This is a genomic window from Gudongella ferriphila (genome assembly GCF_046224405.1).
Taxonomy (GTDB): domain Bacteria; phylum Bacillota; class Clostridia; order Tissierellales; family Tissierellaceae; genus Gudongella.
Map to the genome: position 1 here is coordinate 105,438 of NZ_JBJXRK010000002.1, position 21,647 is coordinate 127,084.

The 21,647-nt window shown below is 41.7% G+C and carries 21 protein-coding genes; 2 read left to right on the forward strand and 19 right to left on the reverse strand.

The window, feature by feature from the left end; all coding sequences use genetic code 11:
* Positions 1-251: 251 nt before the first annotated feature.
* The 8 genes from ACKVDP_RS02820 to ACKVDP_RS02855 all read right to left on the reverse strand — a co-directional run bounded on the left by ACKVDP_RS02820 (position 252) and on the right by ACKVDP_RS02855 (position 5,948).
* A complete protein-coding gene (locus tag ACKVDP_RS02820) occupies positions 252-401 on the reverse strand; it encodes a hypothetical protein (RefSeq protein ID WP_409227288.1) in 150 nt (49 codons plus the stop codon).
* A gap of 310 nt (positions 402-711) precedes the next feature.
* The gene (locus tag ACKVDP_RS02825) at positions 712-1,062 is read right to left on the reverse strand and encodes a hypothetical protein (protein ID WP_409227289.1); all 351 of its coding nucleotides are present in this window, start codon (positions 1,060-1,062) and stop codon (positions 712-714) included.
* Between the two features lie 340 nt (positions 1,063-1,402).
* Complete coding sequence (locus tag ACKVDP_RS02830) at positions 1,403-2,269, reverse strand: radical SAM protein (RefSeq protein WP_409227290.1); 867 nt, start codon at positions 2,267-2,269, stop codon at positions 1,403-1,405.
* A 63-nt stretch (positions 2,270-2,332) separates the two neighbouring features.
* Positions 2,333-2,785, reverse strand: coding sequence for a peroxiredoxin (locus ACKVDP_RS02835; RefSeq protein ID WP_409227291.1), 453 nt, complete (start codon positions 2,783-2,785; stop codon positions 2,333-2,335).
* Positions 2,786-2,843: 58 nt separating this feature from the next.
* A complete protein-coding gene (locus ACKVDP_RS02840) occupies positions 2,844-3,293 on the reverse strand; it encodes a GNAT family N-acetyltransferase (RefSeq protein ID WP_409227292.1) in 450 nt (149 codons plus the stop codon).
* 36 nt (positions 3,294-3,329) lie between these two features.
* Entirely contained in the window at positions 3,330-3,746 is a 417-nt protein-coding gene (locus ACKVDP_RS02845) for a secondary thiamine-phosphate synthase enzyme YjbQ (protein WP_409227293.1), read from the reverse strand.
* An 87-nt stretch (positions 3,747-3,833) separates the two neighbouring features.
* On the reverse strand, positions 3,834-5,009 hold the full coding sequence (locus ACKVDP_RS02850) for a dicarboxylate/amino acid:cation symporter (protein ID WP_409227294.1): 1,176 nt from the start codon (positions 5,007-5,009) through the stop codon (positions 3,834-3,836).
* A gap of 171 nt (positions 5,010-5,180) precedes the next feature.
* Positions 5,181-5,948 carry an EFR1 family ferrodoxin gene (locus ACKVDP_RS02855; protein WP_409227295.1) on the reverse strand — a complete coding sequence of 256 codons (768 nt, stop codon included), beginning with the start codon at positions 5,946-5,948 and terminating at the stop codon, positions 5,181-5,183.
* A 154-nt stretch (positions 5,949-6,102) separates the two neighbouring features.
* Here ACKVDP_RS02855 and ACKVDP_RS02860 point away from each other — a divergent pair, with 154 nt between their 5' ends.
* On the forward strand, positions 6,103-6,819 hold the full coding sequence (locus tag ACKVDP_RS02860) for an EcsC family protein (RefSeq protein ID WP_409227296.1): 717 nt from the start codon (positions 6,103-6,105) through the stop codon (positions 6,817-6,819).
* 14 nt (positions 6,820-6,833) lie between these two features.
* Here ACKVDP_RS02860 and ACKVDP_RS02865 read toward each other — a convergent pair whose 3' ends face one another.
* Together ACKVDP_RS02865 and ACKVDP_RS02870 are read right to left on the reverse strand one after the other, a co-directional pair.
* Complete coding sequence (locus ACKVDP_RS02865; protein WP_409227297.1) at positions 6,834-7,331, reverse strand: acyl-CoA thioesterase; 498 nt, start codon at positions 7,329-7,331, stop codon at positions 6,834-6,836.
* A 116-nt stretch (positions 7,332-7,447) separates the two neighbouring features.
* Positions 7,448-8,008 (reverse strand): GNAT family N-acetyltransferase, encoded by a 561-nt coding sequence (locus ACKVDP_RS02870; RefSeq protein WP_409227298.1) that lies wholly within the window; start codon positions 8,006-8,008, stop codon positions 7,448-7,450.
* Positions 8,009-8,183: 175 nt separating this feature from the next.
* On the opposite strand from ACKVDP_RS02870, the gene ACKVDP_RS02875 reads away from it, so the two are divergent.
* On the forward strand, positions 8,184-8,561 hold the full coding sequence (locus ACKVDP_RS02875) for an OsmC family protein (RefSeq protein ID WP_409227299.1): 378 nt from the start codon (positions 8,184-8,186) through the stop codon (positions 8,559-8,561).
* Between the two features lie 51 nt (positions 8,562-8,612).
* Here ACKVDP_RS02875 and ACKVDP_RS02880 read toward each other — a convergent pair whose 3' ends face one another.
* The 9 genes from ACKVDP_RS02880 to ACKVDP_RS02920 form a co-directional block, all read right to left on the reverse strand.
* Positions 8,613-10,076, reverse strand: a complete 1,464-nt coding sequence (locus tag ACKVDP_RS02880; protein ID WP_409227300.1) for a DUF5050 domain-containing protein — start codon at positions 10,074-10,076, stop codon at positions 8,613-8,615.
* A gap of 132 nt (positions 10,077-10,208) precedes the next feature.
* Complete coding sequence (locus tag ACKVDP_RS02885; RefSeq protein ID WP_409227301.1) at positions 10,209-11,117, reverse strand: GNAT family N-acetyltransferase; 909 nt, start codon at positions 11,115-11,117, stop codon at positions 10,209-10,211.
* A gap of 9 nt (positions 11,118-11,126) precedes the next feature.
* Entirely contained in the window at positions 11,127-12,026 is a 900-nt protein-coding gene (locus tag ACKVDP_RS02890; protein ID WP_409227302.1) for a GNAT family N-acetyltransferase, read from the reverse strand.
* Positions 12,027-12,124: 98 nt separating this feature from the next.
* Positions 12,125-14,014 carry a BCCT family transporter gene (locus ACKVDP_RS02895; protein WP_409227303.1) on the reverse strand — a complete coding sequence of 630 codons (1,890 nt, stop codon included), beginning with the start codon at positions 14,012-14,014 and terminating at the stop codon, positions 12,125-12,127.
* Positions 14,015-14,097: 83 nt separating this feature from the next.
* Positions 14,098-14,877, reverse strand: coding sequence for an REP-associated tyrosine transposase (locus ACKVDP_RS02900; RefSeq protein ID WP_409227304.1), 780 nt, complete (start codon positions 14,875-14,877; stop codon positions 14,098-14,100).
* 59 nt (positions 14,878-14,936) lie between these two features.
* Complete coding sequence (locus tag ACKVDP_RS02905) at positions 14,937-15,707, reverse strand: ATP-binding cassette domain-containing protein (RefSeq protein ID WP_409227372.1); 771 nt, start codon at positions 15,705-15,707, stop codon at positions 14,937-14,939.
* Positions 15,708-15,719: 12 nt separating this feature from the next.
* The gene (locus ACKVDP_RS02910) at positions 15,720-16,724 is read right to left on the reverse strand and encodes an ABC transporter ATP-binding protein (protein ID WP_409227305.1); all 1,005 of its coding nucleotides are present in this window, start codon (positions 16,722-16,724) and stop codon (positions 15,720-15,722) included.
* Positions 16,724-18,982, reverse strand: a complete 2,259-nt coding sequence (locus ACKVDP_RS02915; RefSeq protein WP_409227306.1) for an ABC transporter permease subunit — start codon at positions 18,980-18,982, stop codon at positions 16,724-16,726. Before ACKVDP_RS02915 ends, ACKVDP_RS02910 begins: the two co-directional genes overlap by 1 nt.
* Positions 18,979-21,417 carry a M28 family peptidase gene (locus ACKVDP_RS02920; protein WP_409227307.1) on the reverse strand — a complete coding sequence of 813 codons (2,439 nt, stop codon included), beginning with the start codon at positions 21,415-21,417 and terminating at the stop codon, positions 18,979-18,981. Before ACKVDP_RS02920 ends, ACKVDP_RS02915 begins: the two co-directional genes overlap by 4 nt.
* Positions 21,418-21,647 lie beyond the last annotated feature (230 nt).

Genomic DNA, 21,647 nt, shown 5'->3' on the forward strand with positions numbered 1-21,647 from the left:
ATAGATTCCCGAGACAGTGTTCCTGTCAGAAACGGTTTTCCTGTCCTTCCTTCTTGTCTGCGCAACAAGTTATTGATGCTTCCTGGCATCTTCAGCTGTTATCTCAGACTGAACTTGATAGATAGTAATAGTTTTAGGTAATAAGTTTTCATTATATTCAATGTCATAGAGGTTAACCATTAGAAAATTATCTTTTTGATGGGACAAGATGCTACATTCTTTAATCTTGTCCCCAATCAACATTTAAATTCTTAATCATCTTTATTCTGATTTCTTAATGATGCATTATAGGCAATTAGTTTCTTTGCCATGAAGTACAAGCCAATCATTATAGCTCCTATTATTACTATTACTACAGCTATTAACCCTATTAGCGTTATAGATGGTAGGTATTCTATCATATTATCCCTCCTTATGATTTTCTCATAATTTAAGTTCCTCTATACAATAAAGAATCTCCAAAAACCAAATTTTATTTATTCTTATACTTCCTACTATTAAAAATTCCAACGGCAATTAACAGAACAATGAACATTACATTCAATATCTGACCATAATGATTATTTATCCAATCGATATAAAAAGATAAAGCAAAAATAGCAACTGTAATAATAATTGAAATCAATATAAATACATTCCCATTCTTCGACATTTTTTCAACTCCTTATTTTTCAATACTTTCTTTCGATATTAATCAAACACTATAAACATTTATCTGAGTGCTCTGTCATGGATATAGTAAACAGTACCCTCAGCATCACATATAAAATTACCGTTAAGTTTCGTATCTACTAATGCATTGATAAGACCTGGAACATGATTATAGTCTTTACTCAAGTCAAGACTCTCAATTACACCTTCTGAATTATAAACCTGTTTCAATATTACCATTGCTTCTACATCTATATCTGTCCGTAGTCCTACCGATATTCCTTCGTTATCCTTTAGATATGTTTTTAATAAGTTCTCTATCTCCGTTATATCCTCCATAATTGTTTTATTCGTGTTTTTATCCATCCAATTAGGTATCACAAAAAGAGCAAAAACCAATATTACAACCATAGCAACCCTTAACTTCAAATTTTCCATTATATTAATGTATTCAGTCTTGCTTTTTTTTCAAATATATTTCCACCTTTCAGTTATTATACTTTATTCTACCTGTACCAACTACAAAAGTCTTTAGTATAGTATATCACAAAAATGGATATATTATTCCAGCTAACCCTATATATTCGTAGTATTAGTATTTTTTTAAGAATTTCTCCGCGAAGCAAGGCAAAAAAAGCAAAAAAAAAGCATATAAAGCGATTAGCTAACCACAATATATGCTAATTATTTATGACTATTATACTATATGTTGTATGCCGCCAGTCAAGTCCCTCTATATGGAATATATAACCTATAGCTTTCTCATCCATTCCTCCTTGAAATCACCATCCACAAGTGCATTCTGAAGGGTTGAGATCATTTCATCCCTGTCCCTGTTCAAGGTTCCCTTCAGGGCAACGTAGTTTGAGGCATGGTTGCTTCTGAACACACACCCGGGACTATCCAGGTTCTTCAGCATAAGGAGGGTCTCCTGAGCAATCTCATATGGAGTGAGCAAGGAAAACTCTCCCGCTTGAACCTGATCCCAAAGCTCAGTTCCAGGCTCAATCATCAATGTCAATAATCCAAGGTAATCTGGTTTTATCAGGTTGACTGCATGGGCTGTCTCCCTAGCATGCTCCTGCCAATGTTCTCTACCCCCAAGTCCTGAAATTACCGTTACTGAAAGCTCCAGGCCAGCCTCTTTTACTTTTCTGCCTGCAGAGACGATTCCCTCTTTCCTATCACCCTTCTTGACAATCTGAAGGATTCTATCGCTACCAGACTCCAGACCGAGATAGGCTATTCCAAGACCGGCCTCCCGGAGATCCTGGAGTTCCTCCTTTGACTTTAAGTGAATGCTTCCAGGGGATGCGTATATGCCAATTCTTTCGCATTCTGGAAATGTATTCCTAAGCTCCCTTATGATATGGAGCAGATTGTCAGTGCTAATCATAAGAGCGTCCCCGTCAGCTATAAATATTCGCCTCAAGTTTCCATACACACTTCTTGCCTCATGGATTTCCTGGATGATCTCATCAGTTTTTCTTATTCTGAAGCTTTTGTCCTTGTACATGCTGCAAAAGGTGCACCGGTTGTGGGAACACCCTATTGTAGCCTGCAATATCCAACTCCTTGCCTCTGATGGCGGTCTGTATACTGTACCTTCATATTTCATCTAATCACTCCCATAAAAGTAGGTTACAACATACCATTAAGTATATCATAACCCACTGTAGCTTTATTTCATGTTTTCCCTTATATACCCAAGAACTTCCTCTGCATGGCCGGCAGATTTTACCTTCCTGTATTCCTTGACCATCTCTCCATTCCTGTCAAAAACAAAGGTTGATCTTTCTGTTCCCATGTATTCCTTGCCATACATCTTCTTAGGCACAATAACCTTGAACTGCTCATGCACCCTTCCTTCCTCGTCACTTAAAAGCAAAAAGTTAAGGTCCTGCTTATCCCTGAATTTTTTGTGGGAACTGAGGCTGTCCTTGCTAATTCCCATTATGACAGTGTCCAGCTTCTCAAACTCTTGATTCAGATCCCTGAATCCAACGGCTTCGGTAATTCAACCGGATGTGTTGTCCTTTGGATAGAAGTATACCACAACATTTTTCCCGCTGAAGTCCTTAAGGGATATCTCCTGCCCATCTGTCTCCTTTAGAGTAAAATCATATTCTGACATCCATTTACCTCCCCTATGTTATTGAGGATTATATACCCAATTGCTTAAGCATTTACAATCAGATGACAAATTTCCATTTAAGAATTCTTCTGTCTGCCAGAACCCTTGATTTCGCCTCTCCAACAACCACTGCACCCATTTTTTCATAGAACTGTCTTGCCTCTGGACTTGATACGAATTGGAGCTCAAGAATACCCCTGCTTCTGCAAAACTCTACGAGGTGCTCCCAAAGATGGCTTCCGTAACCTTTTCTTATGTTTACTGAATCGATGTAGAAATATTCCAGTGTCACATCCTCATCACTTTCTATCAAGCTGTAAAAACCTATTATTTCATCCTCATCCTCAAGAACAAAGGTGGGGTGGTTCATGATATAATCCTCTGTAAGGCTGTAGATTCCTCTGAATGCATCCAGAAACTTCTTGTCATACCCCCAATGTGCCTCTGAAGCTACTGCAAGCTCAGTCAAGGTAATGTTTTCCTTTGGATCAGCTCTCCTAATGTTCACAGCAATCCCTCCTTTGATATTTGTATACCCGCCATCCTACTCTCCAATTATTTTTACCAGGACCCTTTTGGGTCTCATTCCGTCAAACTCACCGTAAAAAATCTGCTCCCAGGTTCCAAAATCCAGCCTGCCGTCTGTTACCGCCACTACGGCCTCCCTACCCATCAGTGTCCTTTTAAGGTGGGCATCTGCATTGTCCTCAAAACCATTGTGGTCGTACTGACTGTGGGGCTTTTCAGGGGCCAGCCTTTCAAGCAATCTTTCAAAATCCCTGTGGAGGCCACTTTCATCATCATTGATAAAAACACTGGCGGTTATATGCATTGGATTGCACAGAAGGATGCCCTCCCTTATCCCACTTTCCCTCAAAGCAGATTCCACCTTGGGTGTTATGTTTATAAACCCTCTTCTGCTGTTTATATTGAAGGTCAATTCCTTTCTGTATGATTTCATAAGCTCCTCCTTCTTCTAACTATCTTGTTAATGTACTACTACCCATTATACAACAAAAAACGCCCTCCGTAGAAGGCGTTGTTCCAATTATTCTGCAGTTGGTTGTAGCTTATGTCCTGAAAATTTGTTTACAAGTATCGCAATTGCTCCATCTCCTGTTACATTGCATGCAGTACCAAAGCTGTCCTGTGCAAGGTAAAGGGCTATCATTAGTGATGTCAAGGTTGCATCGAAGCCCAACATGCTCTGAAGCAGGCCTATTGCAGCCATTACAGCTCCTCCTGGTACTCCAGGTGCCGCAACCATTGTTACTCCAAGGGCCATGATAAAGCCGATGTAGGTTCCAAATGACAGTGGCATGCCTGCAATCAGCATGATTGCTACTGAGCAGCTAACAAGAGTGATTGTGCTTCCTGAAAGATGAATTGTGGCTGATAGAGGTATTGCAAAATCAGCTACGCCCTCATTCACTCCATTCTTCTTTGTCTGCGCAAGTGTTACAGGAATTGTAGCAGCTGATGACTGCGTACCGATTGCTGTGAAGTAAGCAGGTATCATTGTCTTGATCAGCTTGAACGGGTTAGCTCCGGAAAGTGTTCCCGCTATAAGATACTGAACAATGATTATTGTCAGGTGGAGTATTATTACAAGCACGAATACCCTTGAGAATACGCTCAGTATCTGGAATACCTGCCCCGAATATGTCAGGTTCGCAAAGATACCCATTATATGCAGTGGCAAAAGCGGTATTATAATCTCTGATATCATTTTACTTATAATTGCCTGGAACTCATCCATCAGAGACTTGATGGTCTTTGATCCAGTTGCAGCGATTCCTATACCGATAGTGAATGCCAGAATCAGTGCTGTCATTACTCCCATGACAGGTGGTATTGATATCTCTATAAATGCTGCAGCTGCAGCCCCCTCTTCAGCTAGCTCGGTTGATAGTGCTCCCTCTGTTATAAAGGATGGTAAGATTGCAGTATTGGCAAAAAACGCCATAGTTCCTGCCAGTACTGTTGAAGTGTAGGCAAGCCCTGCCGTTACGGCAAGTATTCTACCTGCGCCTTTTCCAAGGTCACCGATTCCAGGTGCAACGAATCCAAGTATGATTAGTGGAATTGCAAAGCCCAGGAAATTTCCGAATATTCCATTGAAAGTCGCAAATACCCTAACTCCAGGCTCTGGCAAAACCATTCCAAATAATATACCTAATATAATGGCGATTATAAGCCTAGGCAGTAATCCGATTTTTTTCATTTGTTTCCTCCTTATGTCTTTTATCATAAACTCCCACTGGCCAATTCCAGTTGAATGTTATGTATTTTGCCTTATTAAGTTAACATTTTGTCAATCCAATTACAACCTTTAAAGCGATTCTTAACAATTCTTAATCTTTCTTACTGTTTCAAATTTTCTGACATCATTCCTCTAGAGTCCTGACATCGGGTTTACATATCTTCCCCTTGCTCGGGTTTTACTGCCATATTGTATGGCCCCTGTGGGACATCTGTGTATGCATGCCAGGCAGTGAACACATTTATCCTTGATCCATACAGGTTTTCCTCCCCGCATTTCAATAGCATCCACAGGGCAGATTTCCTCACAAAGATTACAGCTTGTACATGAATCCGTCACATGAAACTTTTGAGTCCTTCTCCCCTTCCTGTAGAGGGCACCTGCAAGCATACTCATCATTCCAGGCATTGGTCCCCTTATATTATTGTGATTCCCCCTTTTGTCATCCTTTATAAGCTGTATCATACGGTTCAGTGAATCCTTGCTGCTTGTAAGCATCCTTTCCTGCTTTTCAGCATTCTGAACATCATACAAAAGCACATAGTTGTCAGGCATTTCCAAGGCAAATACAAAATCTGTAGCGATACCTTTCTTATGAAGCAGATCCTTGGCTATCTTAGTGGAATCTCCGGTTGTTGCTCCGCAGGTTGCCAGTATAAAGCTTCTGGAACCCTCCTCCATTTTTATTTCCACCTTCTCCAAAAAATCTTGCACCACTGTTGGAAGTGAATAGTAGTAAACCGGAAATACCACTCCAAGAATCTCCCCTTTTCCAATAGTAATTACTTCATTATTTCCATCAAGGTATTCCACTATGTTTTTTACTTCTTCACCCAAAGCTGTGCCCAATACACTGGCTGCATACAAGCTGTTCCCTGTACCTGTGAAATAAAATATCATATTATATCCTCCTTCTGTACTTTCGGTTCATTTCACGGTCCATCAAAATTATTTTATGTAATGGATAAACTTTCTTGCCAATCTTGCTATAATAGTATTATACAGGATGTCGATCGAGTTATTAACCTATATTGAAAATTGGATTGGTGATTTTATGAATACCTATGAAAAATGGGCTGAAAGGGAAATGCTTCGGTGGATGGGAGTCATGAGAAAGAGACCCTCCATAGTCCAAAGCATCTCCAAGGGAACACAAAGGAGGATAAACTCCCTGCTGCCAGAAAAATATCATGAATTCGTAACGGGAGCAATAAAGAATATGACAAAAGCGACTCTCTATGGGTCAAAATTTGGGGTAAACCCTCCCCTGGTGGGATATACCCTCCAGGATAGGGAGCGAATTCTCAAGAGCAAGACCAAGATGTATGCTGCAACTGCAACTGTTGAAGGTGCCGCCACTGGTGCAGGAGGATTTATGGCAGGACTTGCGGATTTTCCACTTCTTATGGGCATTAAGATGAGATTCCTCTTTGAGGTGGCTGCTATATATGGTTTTGATACAAACGACTACAAGGAGAGACTATACATTCTTCACATCTTTCAGCTGGCATTTTCAAGCAAGAAGCATGTGAACAAGGTATTCAACAGGATGGAAAACTGGCAAGGGTATTCAAACAGCCTTCCTGAAAATCTGGATGATTTTGAGTGGAGGGACTTTCAGCAGGAGTACCGTGATTACCTTGATATCGCCAAGCTCCTTCAGATGCTTCCAGTAGTGGGTGCCCTTGTGGGAAGCTATGTGAACAATAAGCTCCTTAAAAAACTTAGCGAAACAGCAATGAACTCCTACAGGATGAGAATGCTAAAATAAAAGAAGAAGGCCACTTATTTCTCAGCCTTCTCTTTCTCTTTTCTCTTTTGCCGATTCTCCTTATGTCTAAGGTATCTCTTCTCGCCTTCCTCATAAAGTCTTCTTTCCTCGTCTGTTCTCAGCTCAAGCTCGGGTACCGCGGTTGGATTTCCATTTATATCAAGGGCCACCATTGTGAAGTATGCCGTCAAGGCCACCTTTGGAGGCTGGCTAAGCTGAAGGTCCTCAACAGTAACTGTTACCAGAACCTCCATCGATTGCTTCCCAACATAGGTCAGTTGTCCATAGCATGTTACCAGCTCCCCTACATGGATAGGATACATGAACTCAAGCTCATCCACCATTGCAGTGACGGTGTTTCTTCTTGAATGTCTTCTTGCCACAATACCAGCGCAGCTGTCCATAAGCTTCATTACCTCTCCGCCATGCACATTACCTTCAATATTAGCCTGGTCAGGCTGCATAAGGTGTCCAACGCTTACCTTTGATTGATCCACAGTCTTTGATTTCAAATGCTTCACCTCTTTCCTTGAGTCACCGGGGACGGTTCTTCTGACTCATTCATCGGTTTGAAAATTATTAACCAATTAGATATTACTCCTATACTCAAGTAAAATCAAGTGCTAAATCAATCAACAAGTCCAGGGTGTGTCCTTTTGAAAACAACCATGTTGTATTCCTTTCCATCGAATGGACTCTGGTCTATGACCCTTCTGTCCTCAACAAATCCACATCTTTGAAGAACGCTTATGGACTTTGCATTGCTTTCCTCGGTGAAGGCTTCAAGCTTCTTGAAATCAGCCTCCTTAAAGGAATATTCAACTACACCCCTCAAGCCTTCAGTCATCAATCCCATGCCTCTGAATTCGGGAACAATTCCAAACCCAAGCTCTGCCTTCTCCTCGTCAGGATAGATATTCCACAGGCTTATTGTTCCGATTATCCTACCAGACCTTTTGTCCTCAAGCCCCCATACGATCCACTTGTTCTCATCAACTCCCTGGTTCATCCGCCTGATGTAGTCAATTGAATCCTCCAGGCTTTCATCCGGTCTGGTATCTGTATATTCATGCATCGAGGGATCCTTTCTCATATTGAATACATCATACATGTCCTCTTCTTCCTTAAGCTTTCTGAGAAACAATCTCTCAGTCTCCAATTTGGGAAAAGGGTTGAAATCTATCTTCATAATCTGCACCTCCACTTATATCTAAAATCTCTATACATAAGATATACCCCATTTGTCCACTTATACATATTTTGCTGAATCAATCAGAATAATTTTCAATTTACCCCTATACACCCCTGGGGTATTGTGATATAATACATCCATATTGAATAAAATAACTAGATGGAGTGATAAAATGTCTTATATGAAGGTTGAATTTCCAGGTGGTCTAAGGGTTGATGCAAGGTCCTCAAGACACCTAATAAAAACTGACCAAGGTGGCAGCGACCCAACACCATTTGAACTGTTCCTGGGCTCGATGGCTACTTGTGCAGGAATTTTCGCACTTGGCTTCTGCAAAAACAAGGGTATTAACACTGAGGGTCTTGATATTTCAATGGACCTTGAGATGAACAGACAGACTGGAATGATCAGCAAGGTAATCTATGATGTGAAGCTTCCAGAAGGCTTCCCAGCAAAATACGAGAAGGCTCTGATTAACTCTATAGAGCTTTGCTCAGTGAAAAAACACATGATGACTCCACCGGAGTTTGAGGTGAAAACAACATTCTAAAGAAATATCCCCCAATCCTTTTTCGGATCGGGGGATATTTCCATTTTAAGTCTATTCAAGTGATTCAATACTATTTGAATCCAGGTCGAGTCTCTTTAATGTCGGTGGTTGTAAATCATCAGAAGAGTGGAACAAAAGCCAACCTCCAAGATAAGTAAATCCTTCTACTCGAATCGCATCAGAAAGGAGTGTCTTGTCCAAACCAAAGTGGTCCATCCTATAAATACCTTCTCCTGGATATCCAACATCTTCACCCTGAAGAGAGTAGAAAATTCCCTCTTCCGTTATTATATAGGCCGATACATTGCCGTCAACCGGAACCTGATATATGTCTGGATCCTGGCCTTCGGTTCTTATCAATCTATAATCGCCGTCCATGTAGTACCAGTAATCATTCCACCTGGAAAGGTTCCTGACGGAGCTGTCAGTTTCAAATTCCAGCCTTCTGTCACTTCCGTCCATATGGACACTTTCCACACGGCCTCTTTCACCATCCATATAGCTATAGAATAAGCGGTTATCGAATACCGCCAAATCCGATACTCCTTTTTGGATAAACCGCTCCAGATTCTGACCATTCAGATCCATTCTGTATACATTTTGATTGTCCTGAAAGTTTATGAAGTATATCCAATCTCCAATCAAATGGGGTTCCATTACATATCCCAACTTGTAAATGGTCTGATTTTTCGTTCCATCAAGCTTCATCCTGCTATAGGGTTCACCACTGGAATAGAAAACCCAGTCTCCACTGATATTGAGCCTGCTTACCCCATATCCGCCGCCCTTCTGAATCAGGTATTCCTTCAGCTGGAAATCCTTGTCGGTTTTAACCAGATTCATGTGATTCTCAACATAGATAAAATGGTTTCTGCTTTCCACGCCATTTCCGTAGTTGTTTGTGTTATCTACAGTATTGCCTAATTCTTCACCATTTATTGCTTCAATCTGCTCCACCTTTCTCATGGTGTAGTTGTGATACCTTATCCTTAGATCCCAGTAGATTCCAGACTCAAAGACTACGGGTATGGATAATATGATTATGGCTACAATAAAAGCACCAACTGAGGCGAATCTCCTTATCCACTTGCTGCCCCTACCCTTCAGATCCTTGGCCAGCTGGTCAACATAGTAGCGGGGGCCTTGTATTGTTGCTCTTTCCTCGGAATACTCCAAACTCACCGTTTCCTTGCTCAGCATGTTGTAGGGAAAGTCAAAGCCTGGCTTAAGGACAAGCTTTTTCCCAGTTTCTTCAAGAACTCTCCACCTGGGATTCTGTCGGAGCTTCTCCAGCCACTCCACATCCACCAATTCTTCTTCTCTTTTTTTGTCTGTATAGCTGCTGATGGTTGCGATTGTGACTATAACAATGTATGGTATCAGGATTCTCCACAGGTTCTCCATCTCATATCCCAAAACGATCTCATATAGGACATATAGAAATAGGACAATGGGCAAAGTGAAAAACATCAGCCTTTTTATTGCAAGGACTATTAGGTTATCGGGCAGTTTCATTGGGCACCTCCATGAAAGCTACAAATTGTATTCTGTCGGGTCCATTGTACCTTAATTTTAAGCCATTTTCAACTGATTACGAAAAGGAAACCATGGAGTTTAAATCCCATGGTTTCCTAAGCATAAATATAATTATCTATTTATATGGTACTCGTAGCTGACTACTCCCTCTACCTCTGTAAATCCTCCTCTGTCATAGATGCTTCTTGCTCCCTTATTGTTCTCATTTACAGAAAGAATCGTTCTTTCATATCCTGCACCATGGGCAAACCTTATGGCTTCCCTCAACAGCATGCTTCCAAGACCCTTGTGTTGGTAGTCTGGCAAAACAGACAGGGAACCGATATTCACAACAGGTTTACCTTCATACTCATCCTTTATACATCTCACAGTTCCAACAGGCTCTCCATTGTGTCTTAGTAGCATCATACCTCCAGGAAGATAGTCTTCCTTGTCGGAATAGGTCATGATCATTTCAGTGCACACTGGAATCTCATTTCCCGTTACAAAGGCAAATGCCTCGTTCCTCACCTTGCACCAGCCTGCATAATCCTCTTCCAGCTCCACTGAGCTTATTTCATAGCCTTCAGGTATCTCATCCTCAGGAACTGGAGCATCGTCCCTAACCATAAGATACACAAATCTTTCCGCCTTGAATCCCAGGTCCTCAATGCGACCCATCAGCTCAATATTTGATGATGGTACAAAAATGTACACTTTCTCAAGATCGATTGCATGAATAAGTATCCTGTGAAAAATACTGTCATAAACAGCCCTGTTGTTCTTTTCTGAATATAGTATCCTAAACCTTGCCCTGTTTCCTCGCCTGTTGTACTCATCAATTATAAGGGATGCAGCTGCCACAACCTGCTTTCCTTCCATGTACAGGAATGTAGGATTTTCAGGACTGTACTCAAAGCTGTTCAGGTCTTCCTCGTATAGATGCGAATCATCCACCTGATCCCTATGCTTTCTGCAAAAATCTGTAAAATCTTTTAAGTTATCCTTGTTCAGCTCAACTATTCTACCTTCAACTTCCATTAGTCCACCCTACCTTTCCTTGTTAAGTTTATAGTACTCCATTGAATAGCTTTCTTTAAATCCACAGGACCGGTACAATCCAAGTGCAGTATCATTCTTAGCATCCACCTGCAGAAATATGTATGAGGCACCAAGCTCCTTGAGCTTATGGACTGACCGTAGCAACAGCTCTCTTCCAAATCCTGTCCCTCTCCACTCGGGAATAATTCCAAGACCGAATATTCCTCCTTCTCCATTTGTCAGGTGAAGATGCACCTTTCCTACAATATTACCCTGAACTACAGCCATATATACATGAAATCCTCTCTTTTTTTCAAGGTCGATGTCTAGAAGTTCCTGGTCAGCAAGCTCCTCATTGAAATAAATGGAGTTCTGTCTTGCTATTTCTCTTGCATCATCATTTGTCGCTTCCTTTAGAACCAAGTCCTTTGAGAATCCTTTTGCTTCCTCAAAGAGACCATCCGAAAGTATCATTTCATATTCTGTATGGTCATAGGCGGCTCCTGTACCATTAATGAAGCTTTTCCCCTCTTTTGATTTCCTGTCGGTCAGAAGAAGCATCTCATTTGAATCCCTTCCTTCCCACTCCATTTTAGCCTGTCTGAATAGCTCCCTAAAAATACCCCTTCTCCTATACTCCGGATGAACCATTCCATTTACCTCAACAGTTCTACCACCGAAATCATCAATCCCCAAGTAACCAACAAGCCTATGGCCATCCCAACATGTAAAATCATCCAGCTTCTCATCTGAATTTTCATCTGGGGTGTCAGCCTTTGCCAGCTTGTAGTCAAGCTCCAGCTTAAGCCTTACATCATCGTGGTCTCTGCAGATATTTTCAAGTTCAGATACAGCTTCATACAAATCCCTGTCCATACCTTTTGATGCTTTGAAATGAAAAACTTCCATATGGTTCACGCCTCCAAAATATTAGTTTTTTACAAGCTGCAAAGTGAGTCAGCGGGGACGGTTCTGCTGACTCTTTTTGGATTCATTGCAAAATCTAATCAGTTATTTTTATCTTCTTTCTCAGCAGACTTCTCTTTCTTCTTGATTTCATTTACAACTTCTTTGTCAACCTTATTATTCTTTTCCGCATTCTCAGTTGAATCCTTGTTTATCAAAGCATGGTCATGTACAACAGTGTTGATTATTTCATTGATGATAAGGTCTTCACGTACTTCACGAACCTTCTTCCGAACTATTTCTTCCACTTCGTATTCCTGCTTCAACCCTTCATTGAGTGAATAAATCATAATTAAAAGGATTATTGCAAAGGGCAGACCTGTAATTACTGAGGCTGTCTGTAGCGCTGTAAGTCCCCCACCAATAAGTAGTGTAGCTGCAACTACACCTTCCATCACAGCCCAGAAAACTCTCTGAGGAACTGGCGAATCCAACTTTCCTCCTGATGTCAGGTGATCCACAACCAGTGAGCCTGAGTCTGAGGACGTAACGAAAAATACTGTTACCAGAATAATTCCCACCACAGAGGTTATGCTGCTTAAAGGTAATGAGTCAACCATTGAAAACAGTGCAATTGAAGCATCTATCTCAACCGCTGAGACGATATCCGCCAGACCATTTATCTGTTGAAATATAGCCGTTCCACCGAAAACTGACATCCAGAAAAAGGACAACAGGGAAGGAATTAACATAACACCAAGAATAAATTCACGTACTGTTCTTCCCTTTGATATTCTGGCAATAAACATCCCTACAAAAGGTGACCATGAAATCCACCATGCCCAATAGAATACTGTCCAACCTCCCTGCCAGTTGGTATCTCTGAAGGTTTCAGTCCAAAGACTCATCTCAATTAGATTAGAAATGTAATATCCGATGTTTTGTGTGAAGCCACTCATGATATACACTGTAGGTCCTACAAAAAGTATGAACAATAGAAACACACCGGCCAGAACCATATTTATCTCACTTAATCTCTTTACTCCTCCATCAAGGCCCATAACAACTGATATTGTTGCCAGTGCCGTAATGCCAATTATCAACCCCACCTGGATTGGAGTGCTTATTGAAATGCCAAACAGGTGGTTCAATCCTGCATTAACCTGGGATACTCCCAGACCAAGAGAGGTGGCGAGTCCTGTCAATGTAGCCAATACAGATAATACATCAATCAGATTTCCCCAGAATCCGTATATCTTGTTTCCTATTATTGGATAAAAGACCGATCTAATTGTAAGAGGCAACCCCCTGTTATATGCAAAAAATGCCAAGCCCAATCCAACCAGGGAGTATATTGCCCATGGATGGATCCCCCAGTGAAAAAAGGTTGTAGCCATTGCAGACTGTACCGCTTCCGGAGACTGAGCTCCAATCTCGCCAAACATAGGTGATGGCGTATTTAGGTGTGAAATGGGTTCAGCAACACTCCAGAAAAGAAGTCCTATTCCCATTCCAGCACTCAAGAGCATCGCATACCAAGCAGGCTTTGTAAATTCAGGCTGCGCTTCTACTCCACCAATCTTCAGATTCCCATATCGCCCAAAGGCAAAAATCACCGCTGCAACTACGAAAATATTTGCTGCAGCTATCAAGAACCAACCTGCATTCTTTGTTATGCCACTCAATGCGCTATTGAATATATTTTCAGCCTGCGTTGGAAACAGGAGTGTAGCTGCAATAAAAATTATAAGTAGGACTACGGAAAAAAATGTTACTTGGGGGTGAATATCAAAACCATATCCCTCCCAGTTGTTTTCTCCAGGCTCCTGTCTGTCAGCCTCATCAAACAAAGAAACAGTCGGTCTAATCTGAAGACCCTTAAAGGGTTTCCGATTCTTAATGGCCTTTAATCTTGCTTCTTTCTCAGCCTTCTTTAGCTTTCTTGCCAATTCTTTCCGCGAAGCCAATTCGCGTTTTTTTTCATCTTTCATATTAGCACTACTCCCTTCTTGGGTCAGTGAGGACGGTTATCTTTGGCTTATGAGTCACCGGGGACGGTTCTTTTTGACTCATTTTATGTAGTTAGCCTTTGGATTATATTCCTATTTATACCCGTTTCTCTCTCAATACATCTGATGGAAAAACCATATTCCTCTCTAAGTTTGACTACTAGCCTGTTCCTGATTTCCCGATTGCTTAATAGGACTTCCCTCTTTATTTGATTTTTACTTAAGTAATTATCCACAATTATGGTAATTTCTTGAGATTTGGAAACATCATCATGGGTATCCAAAAATTCCTTGTCATCACTTTTCTTGGTGAATTCTATAAACTTTATGATTGCACTGTCCTGGGTTTTTCCATACAGCTCCAATATTTCCTCAGATGAGAGAAAGTCCTCCTGGTCCTTGCCTCCAGCAATGTATTGACTATAGCTGCTCCATGGGTAGTTCTCTGGTTCTGCAACTATTTCTGCCTTTACAGGATTATTGTGGACATACCTTATGACCTGCAGCAAGTACCTCTCATCCTCAACAGGCTCGCTTTTGAACCTATCCTGAAACACATGCCCAACTCTATTATACTTCCTGTTGTAGTAAGTTGCATAGCTTGTGTTGATCCTTTTCATTATATTTGATATATCCTCATTGAGTTCCTTTATTACAAAATGGGCATGGTTATTCATTATGCAGTAGGCATAGAGGCTGTATGACTTCTTGGTGTTCACACTCTTCAAGACTCTTACTATCTTATTCTTATCACTGTGGTCAATGAAGATATCCTTCTTTTCGTTACCTCTTATCATAACATGATAAACACCTGAATTACTTAGCTTTCTCGGTTTTCTTGGCATTTTCAACCTCCATGGACAAGTTTTTTGATTAATGAGTCAGCAGAACCGTCCCCACTGACTCAAAGTATAGCTTCAATCAATTTTTTTGTGTATTCATGCTGAGGATTGTTAAGAACCTCAAAAGTATCACCCAGTTCTACTATTTCTCCATTCTTCATAACTGCGATACTCTCACACATATGCCTAATTACCTTTAGGTCATGGGAAATGAACAGATAAGACAGGTTTAGTTCCTCCTTCAATCGAATCAGTAGGTTCAGTATCTGCCCCTGGACCGATACATCCAAGGCTGACACAGGCTCATCGCATACAATCAGCCTGGCCCTTGTTGCTATTGCCCTGGCTATGATTATCCTCTGGTTCTGTCCTCCACTCAGCTGACCTGGAAGCTTCCATCTTTCAGAGGGTGACAATCCAACCTGTTCCAGAAGCCTCTCCACCTCCTGGTCCAGTTCCCTGTCCTTTACTATGTTGTGTATCTTCAGTGGCTCTTTGATAAGCTCATCCACTGTCATTTGGGGATCCAGGATATCATTTGTGTACTGGAAAATGATTTGTATGTCCTTTCTATACCTGCGCATCTCCTCTTCCTTCAATGAGGTCACATCCTCCTCAAACAACTCAATTTTGCCACCACTTGGCGGTATTAACCTAAGGACAAGATTTGCAATTGTGCTCTTCCCAGACCCGCTTTCTCCTATAAGTCCCAGAGACTGATTTTCCATAACCTGAAAGGAAACATCCCGCACAGCCTTAATGACCTGCCTTTTGGAGAATGCACCGCTTTTTATAATGTAATGCTTTGAAAGGTTCTCAACTCTTAAAATCACACTCAAGGCCTGTCACCTCTTTTCATATTTAATGCATCTCACTTTTCTCCCGTCAATATCGGTTCTCTCAGGGATTCCCTCCCTACAGGCATCCTCCCTTAAGCTACACCTGCTGTAAAAGGGACACTCATCCCTGAACTGATATGGGGTTGGTGGAGCACCTTCTATTGTGTACATGGTTTCATCATCCTCTGCCAATGACCGGGCACACCTCATAAGCTCCTGTGTATAGGGGTGAAGTGGTGAATTCAGAATCTCATCAATGGCTCCCTCTTCCAGTACCAGACCCCCATACATGACCATCAGCCTGTCACAAAGATACTTGGCAACCCCAAAGTCATGGGTGATGATAATAACTGACATCTGATTTCTTGTGCTTATGTCCCTTAACAGATCCAAAATTGTTTTCTGCAGGGAGGCGTCGATTGAGCTTGTGGGCTCATCTGCAATTAGAAGCTCTGGGCTGCATAAAATACACTGGGCAATCATGATTCGCTGATTCTGACCACCACTAAGCTGGAAGGGGTACATGTGGAAGATCCTTTCTCCATCCTCCAGACCAACCTCTTCCAGGGTCTTGAGAATGTGATCCTTTGAATCGGGTAGTCCATGGGTCTTTAAAACCTCACCAAGCTGTTTCCCTATCCTTTTGTAGGGGCTCAATGCAGCTGAAGAATTCTGGAAGACATATGAGATTTCATTTCCCCTGATGCCCTTAAGCTCTTTCCCAGACAGCTTAAGAAGATCCTTGTCCTTGAATATTGCCTCTCCTGAATCAATCCTTCCCAGGGATTCATCCACTAATTTAATTATTGAGCTTGAGGATACCGTCTTTCCACTTCCGGATTCACCCAATATTCCCACTACCTCTCCTTTGTGAAGACTGATGTCAAAGCCCCTTACAACCTGAACGCTCCCCTTGTCCCCATAGAAGGATACCCTTAAATCCTTTACATCCAATAGTTTTTCCATCATGTTTTCAGCCCCTGACATTTCGACTTGACCGAATCTATCCATCAATAGTTGTTCCTGTTAATAACTTCAAGAAGTATGCTTCCAACCTCTTCAACATTTCGGGTCTTTTCCCCTGTTTCGCCTGTCAGGACGTGGATTGTGGGAATTCCCCGTTCCCAGAACATTGCATTGTCTGCCTGACTTCCGGTAAAATAGTATTCATTATCCACAGACCTTGTCTGCAGCTGGGTCAAATCCAGCCCTTTGCTCTCCAGTTCCTTCTGGAGGTGGTGCCCCAGACTCCATGCAAGCTGCCTTGTAACAGGTGCCTGTGCCGAGCTGAAGCAAGCACTGTCAAATTCCTCTTTCACAAGTCCGGTAAGGTCTAAATAGACCTCAACCTTGTTTGGACTGTAGGGAAAGTCCTTTACCATGTAATTGATCCCATGCCGCTTCTCATCAACTGTTCCATCGAGAAACATAAAGATTATGGATCGTTTGTTACCCCTCTGTTCACAAAGTCTCTCCATAAGCTCCAGATTGAACTGGAGAAGACTGCTTCCATTGTCCTTTGTGTAGTTGTAGTTCAGCCCAACAACGATGGCTTCATCCCCTATATTCTTATCTTCCCCCATAAGGATGCCCACCACATTTCTTCCCTTCGGTTCCAGGGGCTTAACTGAACTATAGATTGAAATTCTGGAATCAGGATTTGGTTTAAGAATCCCTGCAACATCCCGTGAAACTAGTATCACTGAGAGCTCATCGCTATCATCCGTAATAAAGCTATCCATTCTCTCATCCCTTTCAGCTACAAGCAGAATACCCTTTATATCAACCTTCTCTGTTATCTCCCAAATGAAGTGTTCTATTGACCGTTCATTGTAGAAGGCCTTGTCCATGAGAATGAATTTGTCTGCAAAGCTACTGAAGTCTTCAATATTGAAAAGGTCAACCCTTGTGGCATCGTATACGAATCCTTGGTCCTCATTGTTCCCGGAGGTGGTAAAGGTGAAATCTGAGTTTGGAATAAGCTGGAGGGTTTCATCACCAGTTTCAATAACTAGCCTCTGGTCTTCTATCATAAATGATGGACCTATGTCATAGCTCATTACATAGTCCTCTCTCAAGGGTGCAATTCCAAGCTTGATCATCCTTTCAGTTATACTCTCCACAACCTGCTCAACTCCTTGTGAGCCGATTATTACCTCCTGTGGATATCCTCCTGGGTCAGATTCCACATTTATGCTGTAGTCACCCTTATTTGCAAGGCTAAGCGCAGCAAATGAACCAATCACTATGATTGCAGCTGCTGCGAATTTGATTTTCCTCCTCCTGTCCACCATGTTCCAGACATACTTCAAATCAAAGGATATCAGCTTTCTGAAAACAAGGGACATTCTGGAATCCTTCCTCTGAATTATGTTTCTTAGGCCTTCACCGAAGAGATTGAAGCCCAATACGCTGATAAAAAATGCCAGCGCAGGAAAGATAACCGCCCAGGGTGCAGAGCTTACCAAAGTCCTTGATGTACTGAGCATGCTGGCCCATTCCGGTTCAAAGCTTATATCCGTGTTAATGAGAGCTCCTGAGGTTGTGTCATTTATGATTCCAAGATTACCAACAAAAATCGAAAATATCCCCAGCTGCATGATCATGGAAAGATTTCTTGCAATCTCCATAAAAAACAGTATTACAAGCTCTGGCGCAAGGTGTGGCAGTACATTCTCCAAAGCAATCCGCAACTTCCTCTTTCCGATTGCAACCTCACCCCTTATGAAGGGCTGCTGTAGAATTCCTTCCACCCTTTCAGATATCAGGCTTCCCAGCTTAGGCCAGCTAACCGCCGTAATTATAAGTACAAATGCTACTATTGAGTTTTGCCTATCCAGATTTGCTATAAACCTTAGCTTTAGAAGGATAATCGATATCAGCAGTGCTGGAATGGCAGAAAAAATTATGTTGGACTGTCTGATGACAGACTTGGCAAGCCTGTTCCCGAAGCCGCCTAGAAGAGCTAGCGGAATGGCTATTATAAACTGCCCTATTGCAATGAGGATACCCAGCGAAATTGTCAATCTGGTACCATATATGATATAGCTGAAGATATCCCTTCCCAGGTCATCGCTTCCCAGGAGATAGTCCTCCCCTGGAGGAAATGGTGCTCTTTCAGCTGAAAGCTTCCCATCCTCATGGATGAATCTCATAAGCTGTATTGTATAGGGGCTGTTATTGGTGAACATATCTGGGAATGACATGACCAAAAGAATAAGTATTAGTATTATTGTTCCCAGTATCAAGGGCAGATTGAGCTTTTTCATTTCCTAGCCCTCCTTGTTTTCAACGGATTGATAAGTCTTGCAATGAACTGAAAGCCCATTGTTGCAGTGACATAGACCAGACCAAGAACCACTGCCAGTGGAACAAACCTGTAAACATCCTGTCTGCTGTTGAAATAAAGAAGATAATAAAGAATTCCCTGATAATTGAAAAGCCACTCAACCACAATCATATTTGTCAGTAGCATAGTCATAATTGCTGGCATTGTATCCACAATTTTAAAGATAACCGCCGGAGCCAGCTCCATGAATATGGTCTTCCTCCTGGAAAATCCTTTTGCCATTGCATTTCTGGTATAGTCCTTACCCATCTCTCCCTGAACTGTGATATAGGTAATCCTTGAAATGTAGATTGTAGGTATTATTGACAGCGTGAAGAGCGGTAGGATAAAGCCCTTGATATACTCCATTTCTCCAACTACGGGAATTCTCCTGAACACATATATATATCCCAGAAGTGTAAACAGAACTATCAATACATCTGGTATTGAGAAGAAAATAAGGGTTCCCAAAGATCCCATCCTTGACTTTCTCGACCTGTACCCCTCATACATTCCCCGCAATATTCCCAGAATGGTAGAAATCAAGAGTGATGCTGAAATAAGCAAAATGCTCTGCTTGCTTGAATTGTAGATAATCTGGAATATATTTCCTGTTCCTGTGAGTTGATAGCTTCCCGGACTTAGCATTGTCCTTATGTAAAGTACGCTTCTTTTGATTGTCAGGTATAACGAGAAATTCGATGAAATTCCATTGCTGGTCATTCTGACATCTGTTCCTGGATCAATGTTGGCAAGAAGGGACAGCATGAAAATTGCAATAAAGGATGAAATAACCAAGGTCAAACCCCTTCTTAATAAAACTGCAGGGGTTGAGTAATATACGTTTTCAAGTGTTTTTCCTAAAAATATCCTGTTTGGATCCCTGTTGTAGGCTGCAACTATCATATAGCTTATGAAGGATCCCAAGGCCACAAGTGCAATTATTGTCCTCTCAATAGAAGTAAGGTATCCAAATCCCCTATCCCTGTATATATCCCTTTTTATGTAGTTAAGCAGGACCAATGCTGAATTCTCAAGGGTGTCCATATTTATGTTCTCCAAAGTGTCGCCATAGGTGTTTTGAACTTCCGCAGTATCCCTTAGCAGAACGGCCGGTACCCTTCTATCGTTGAATTGATTGATCACTCCTGAGATGGATCTGTCATTAACAGCCTTGAGACTGGAATCCCAGGAATAGTTAAGGACCCTGTCCTTTAAAATGTCTCCATTGGCCAAGTGTGCTGAAATCTTGACCCCCTCAAGGCTTTCCTTTCCCACTCCCTCAAGATGGATAAGTGAGGTATTCTCTATTGGAAATACAGGGTAATCGATGTAATGTCCAGAGCCTGCGAGCTGCTGCTGTTGACCGTTCCAACCTACAAATACCACGGTTTCGTAGGGTAGGCCTTCCTGAGTTGCCATCACCCTGGCTATCTCAAGTATTGTGGCGATTCCGGACGTATTGTTCACCACACCAGGAAAGTATTTCCCATCTGTTCCCTCTCCCAGGCCATCAATATTTGCACTTATCATAAGCACGCTTCCATCCCTGCCCCTGCCATCAATTTTCCCCATGACATTGGCAGTATCAACAATTGGAAAGCCCATATCCACCTTTATCCTGACCCCTGCAAGTATAGGAAAAGGCTGCCTTTCATCACCCTTGTCACTACTCTCCATAAGGCCAAGCAGATCACGATAGGCTTCGTTTGATATGTAACCGGTCAGGATTGATTGTCCTGTTTTTCCTTCAACGTTTAAGAACTTTTCAGAAGCATACCTTAACTGCCTTCCGAAGATGTTTGTATCAGCGCTGAGGAGTATCCCTTTTCCACCTGCCTGAATGACATATTCCTGGTGCTTTGGAAGAAGTCTGTTGGCCTCAATCAATACAATCCTGTCCCTTATCAGCTCCGGGTCAGTCCTTAGCAGGTCGCTTCCCAGAGAAACCAATTCTCCTGAAAAGTCTACCTTCCCTCCATTCATTGATGGTAGTGCATTGTAATCCTCATACATGATGAAATCTCTTATGATTTCGCCATCCTCTGAGGCAACTGTAAATTTTGGTTCTGTATCTATCTTTGGAATCATAACCGAAAACGTTTGGTAATAAGTCCCATCAACACCTGCAGGTTCGATACCCAGCTCCCTAAAATGCTCCTCAATATATTGAAGGGCCTTTTTGTCCCCCTCCGAACCGGCAAGCCTTCCTCTGTATTTATCTGATGAAAGCTCCTGAATGTGATTGTAGATGTTGTCAGCCTCCAGTAGTGATTCATCAAAGCTGTTATCCTGACAGAGCAAAAAGGCAGCTGTCAAGACACCTGCCCCCAAAAGTATATATTTTATCCACTTCCCGATTTTATCGTAAAGCACCCTATTCACCTTCCGATTGATTTATGAGATTTCTTCCAGCAGACCTGAAGGATTTTTCACCCACCATTTGATTATATCGTATTTTAAATGTGTTATAAACCGTATTCTGAATATTTGCAGAATTGTAACGGTTTTGTCATAAGTAACAAATCATTGATCTTCTGATAAAATTTGCTTTACTACATTCCCGCCACTTTGACTAAGTAAATATTGAAATCTTAACATAGGTA

Bases quoted from the DNA above. Each gene is read 5' to 3' on its own strand.
- ACKVDP_RS02820 (WP_409227288.1), bottom strand. From the start codon at position 401: ATGATAGAATACCTACCATCTATAACGCTAATAGGGTTAATAGCTGTA.
- ACKVDP_RS02825 (WP_409227289.1), bottom strand. From the start codon at position 1,062: ATGGTTGTAATATTGGTTTTTGCTCTTTTTGTGATACCTAATTGGATG.
- ACKVDP_RS02830 (WP_409227290.1), bottom strand. From the start codon at position 2,269: ATGAAATATGAAGGTACAGTATACAGACCGCCATCAGAGGCAAGGAGT.
- ACKVDP_RS02845 (WP_409227293.1), bottom strand. From the start codon at position 3,746: ATGAAATCATACAGAAAGGAATTGACCTTCAATATAAACAGCAGAAGA.
- ACKVDP_RS02850 (WP_409227294.1), bottom strand. From the start codon at position 5,009: ATGAAAAAAATCGGATTACTGCCTAGGCTTATAATCGCCATTATATTA.
- ACKVDP_RS02855 (WP_409227295.1), bottom strand. From the start codon at position 5,948: ATGATATTTTATTTCACAGGTACAGGGAACAGCTTGTATGCAGCCAGT.
- ACKVDP_RS02860 (WP_409227296.1), top strand. From the start codon at position 6,103: ATGAATACCTATGAAAAATGGGCTGAAAGGGAAATGCTTCGGTGGATG.
- ACKVDP_RS02870 (WP_409227298.1), bottom strand. From the start codon at position 8,008: ATGAAGATAGATTTCAACCCTTTTCCCAAATTGGAGACTGAGAGATTG.
- ACKVDP_RS02875 (WP_409227299.1), top strand. From the start codon at position 8,184: ATGTCTTATATGAAGGTTGAATTTCCAGGTGGTCTAAGGGTTGATGCA.
- ACKVDP_RS02880 (WP_409227300.1), bottom strand. From the start codon at position 10,076: ATGAAACTGCCCGATAACCTAATAGTCCTTGCAATAAAAAGGCTGATG.
- ACKVDP_RS02885 (WP_409227301.1), bottom strand. From the start codon at position 11,117: ATGGAAGTTGAAGGTAGAATAGTTGAGCTGAACAAGGATAACTTAAAA.
- ACKVDP_RS02890 (WP_409227302.1), bottom strand. From the start codon at position 12,026: ATGGAAGTTTTTCATTTCAAAGCATCAAAAGGTATGGACAGGGATTTG.
- ACKVDP_RS02895 (WP_409227303.1), bottom strand. From the start codon at position 14,014: ATGAAAGATGAAAAAAAACGCGAATTGGCTTCGCGGAAAGAATTGGCA.
- ACKVDP_RS02900 (WP_409227304.1), bottom strand. From the start codon at position 14,877: ATGCCAAGAAAACCGAGAAAGCTAAGTAATTCAGGTGTTTATCATGTT.
- ACKVDP_RS02910 (WP_409227305.1), bottom strand. From the start codon at position 16,724: ATGGATAGATTCGGTCAAGTCGAAATGTCAGGGGCTGAAAACATGATG.
- ACKVDP_RS02915 (WP_409227306.1), bottom strand. From the start codon at position 18,982: ATGAAAAAGCTCAATCTGCCCTTGATACTGGGAACAATAATACTAATA.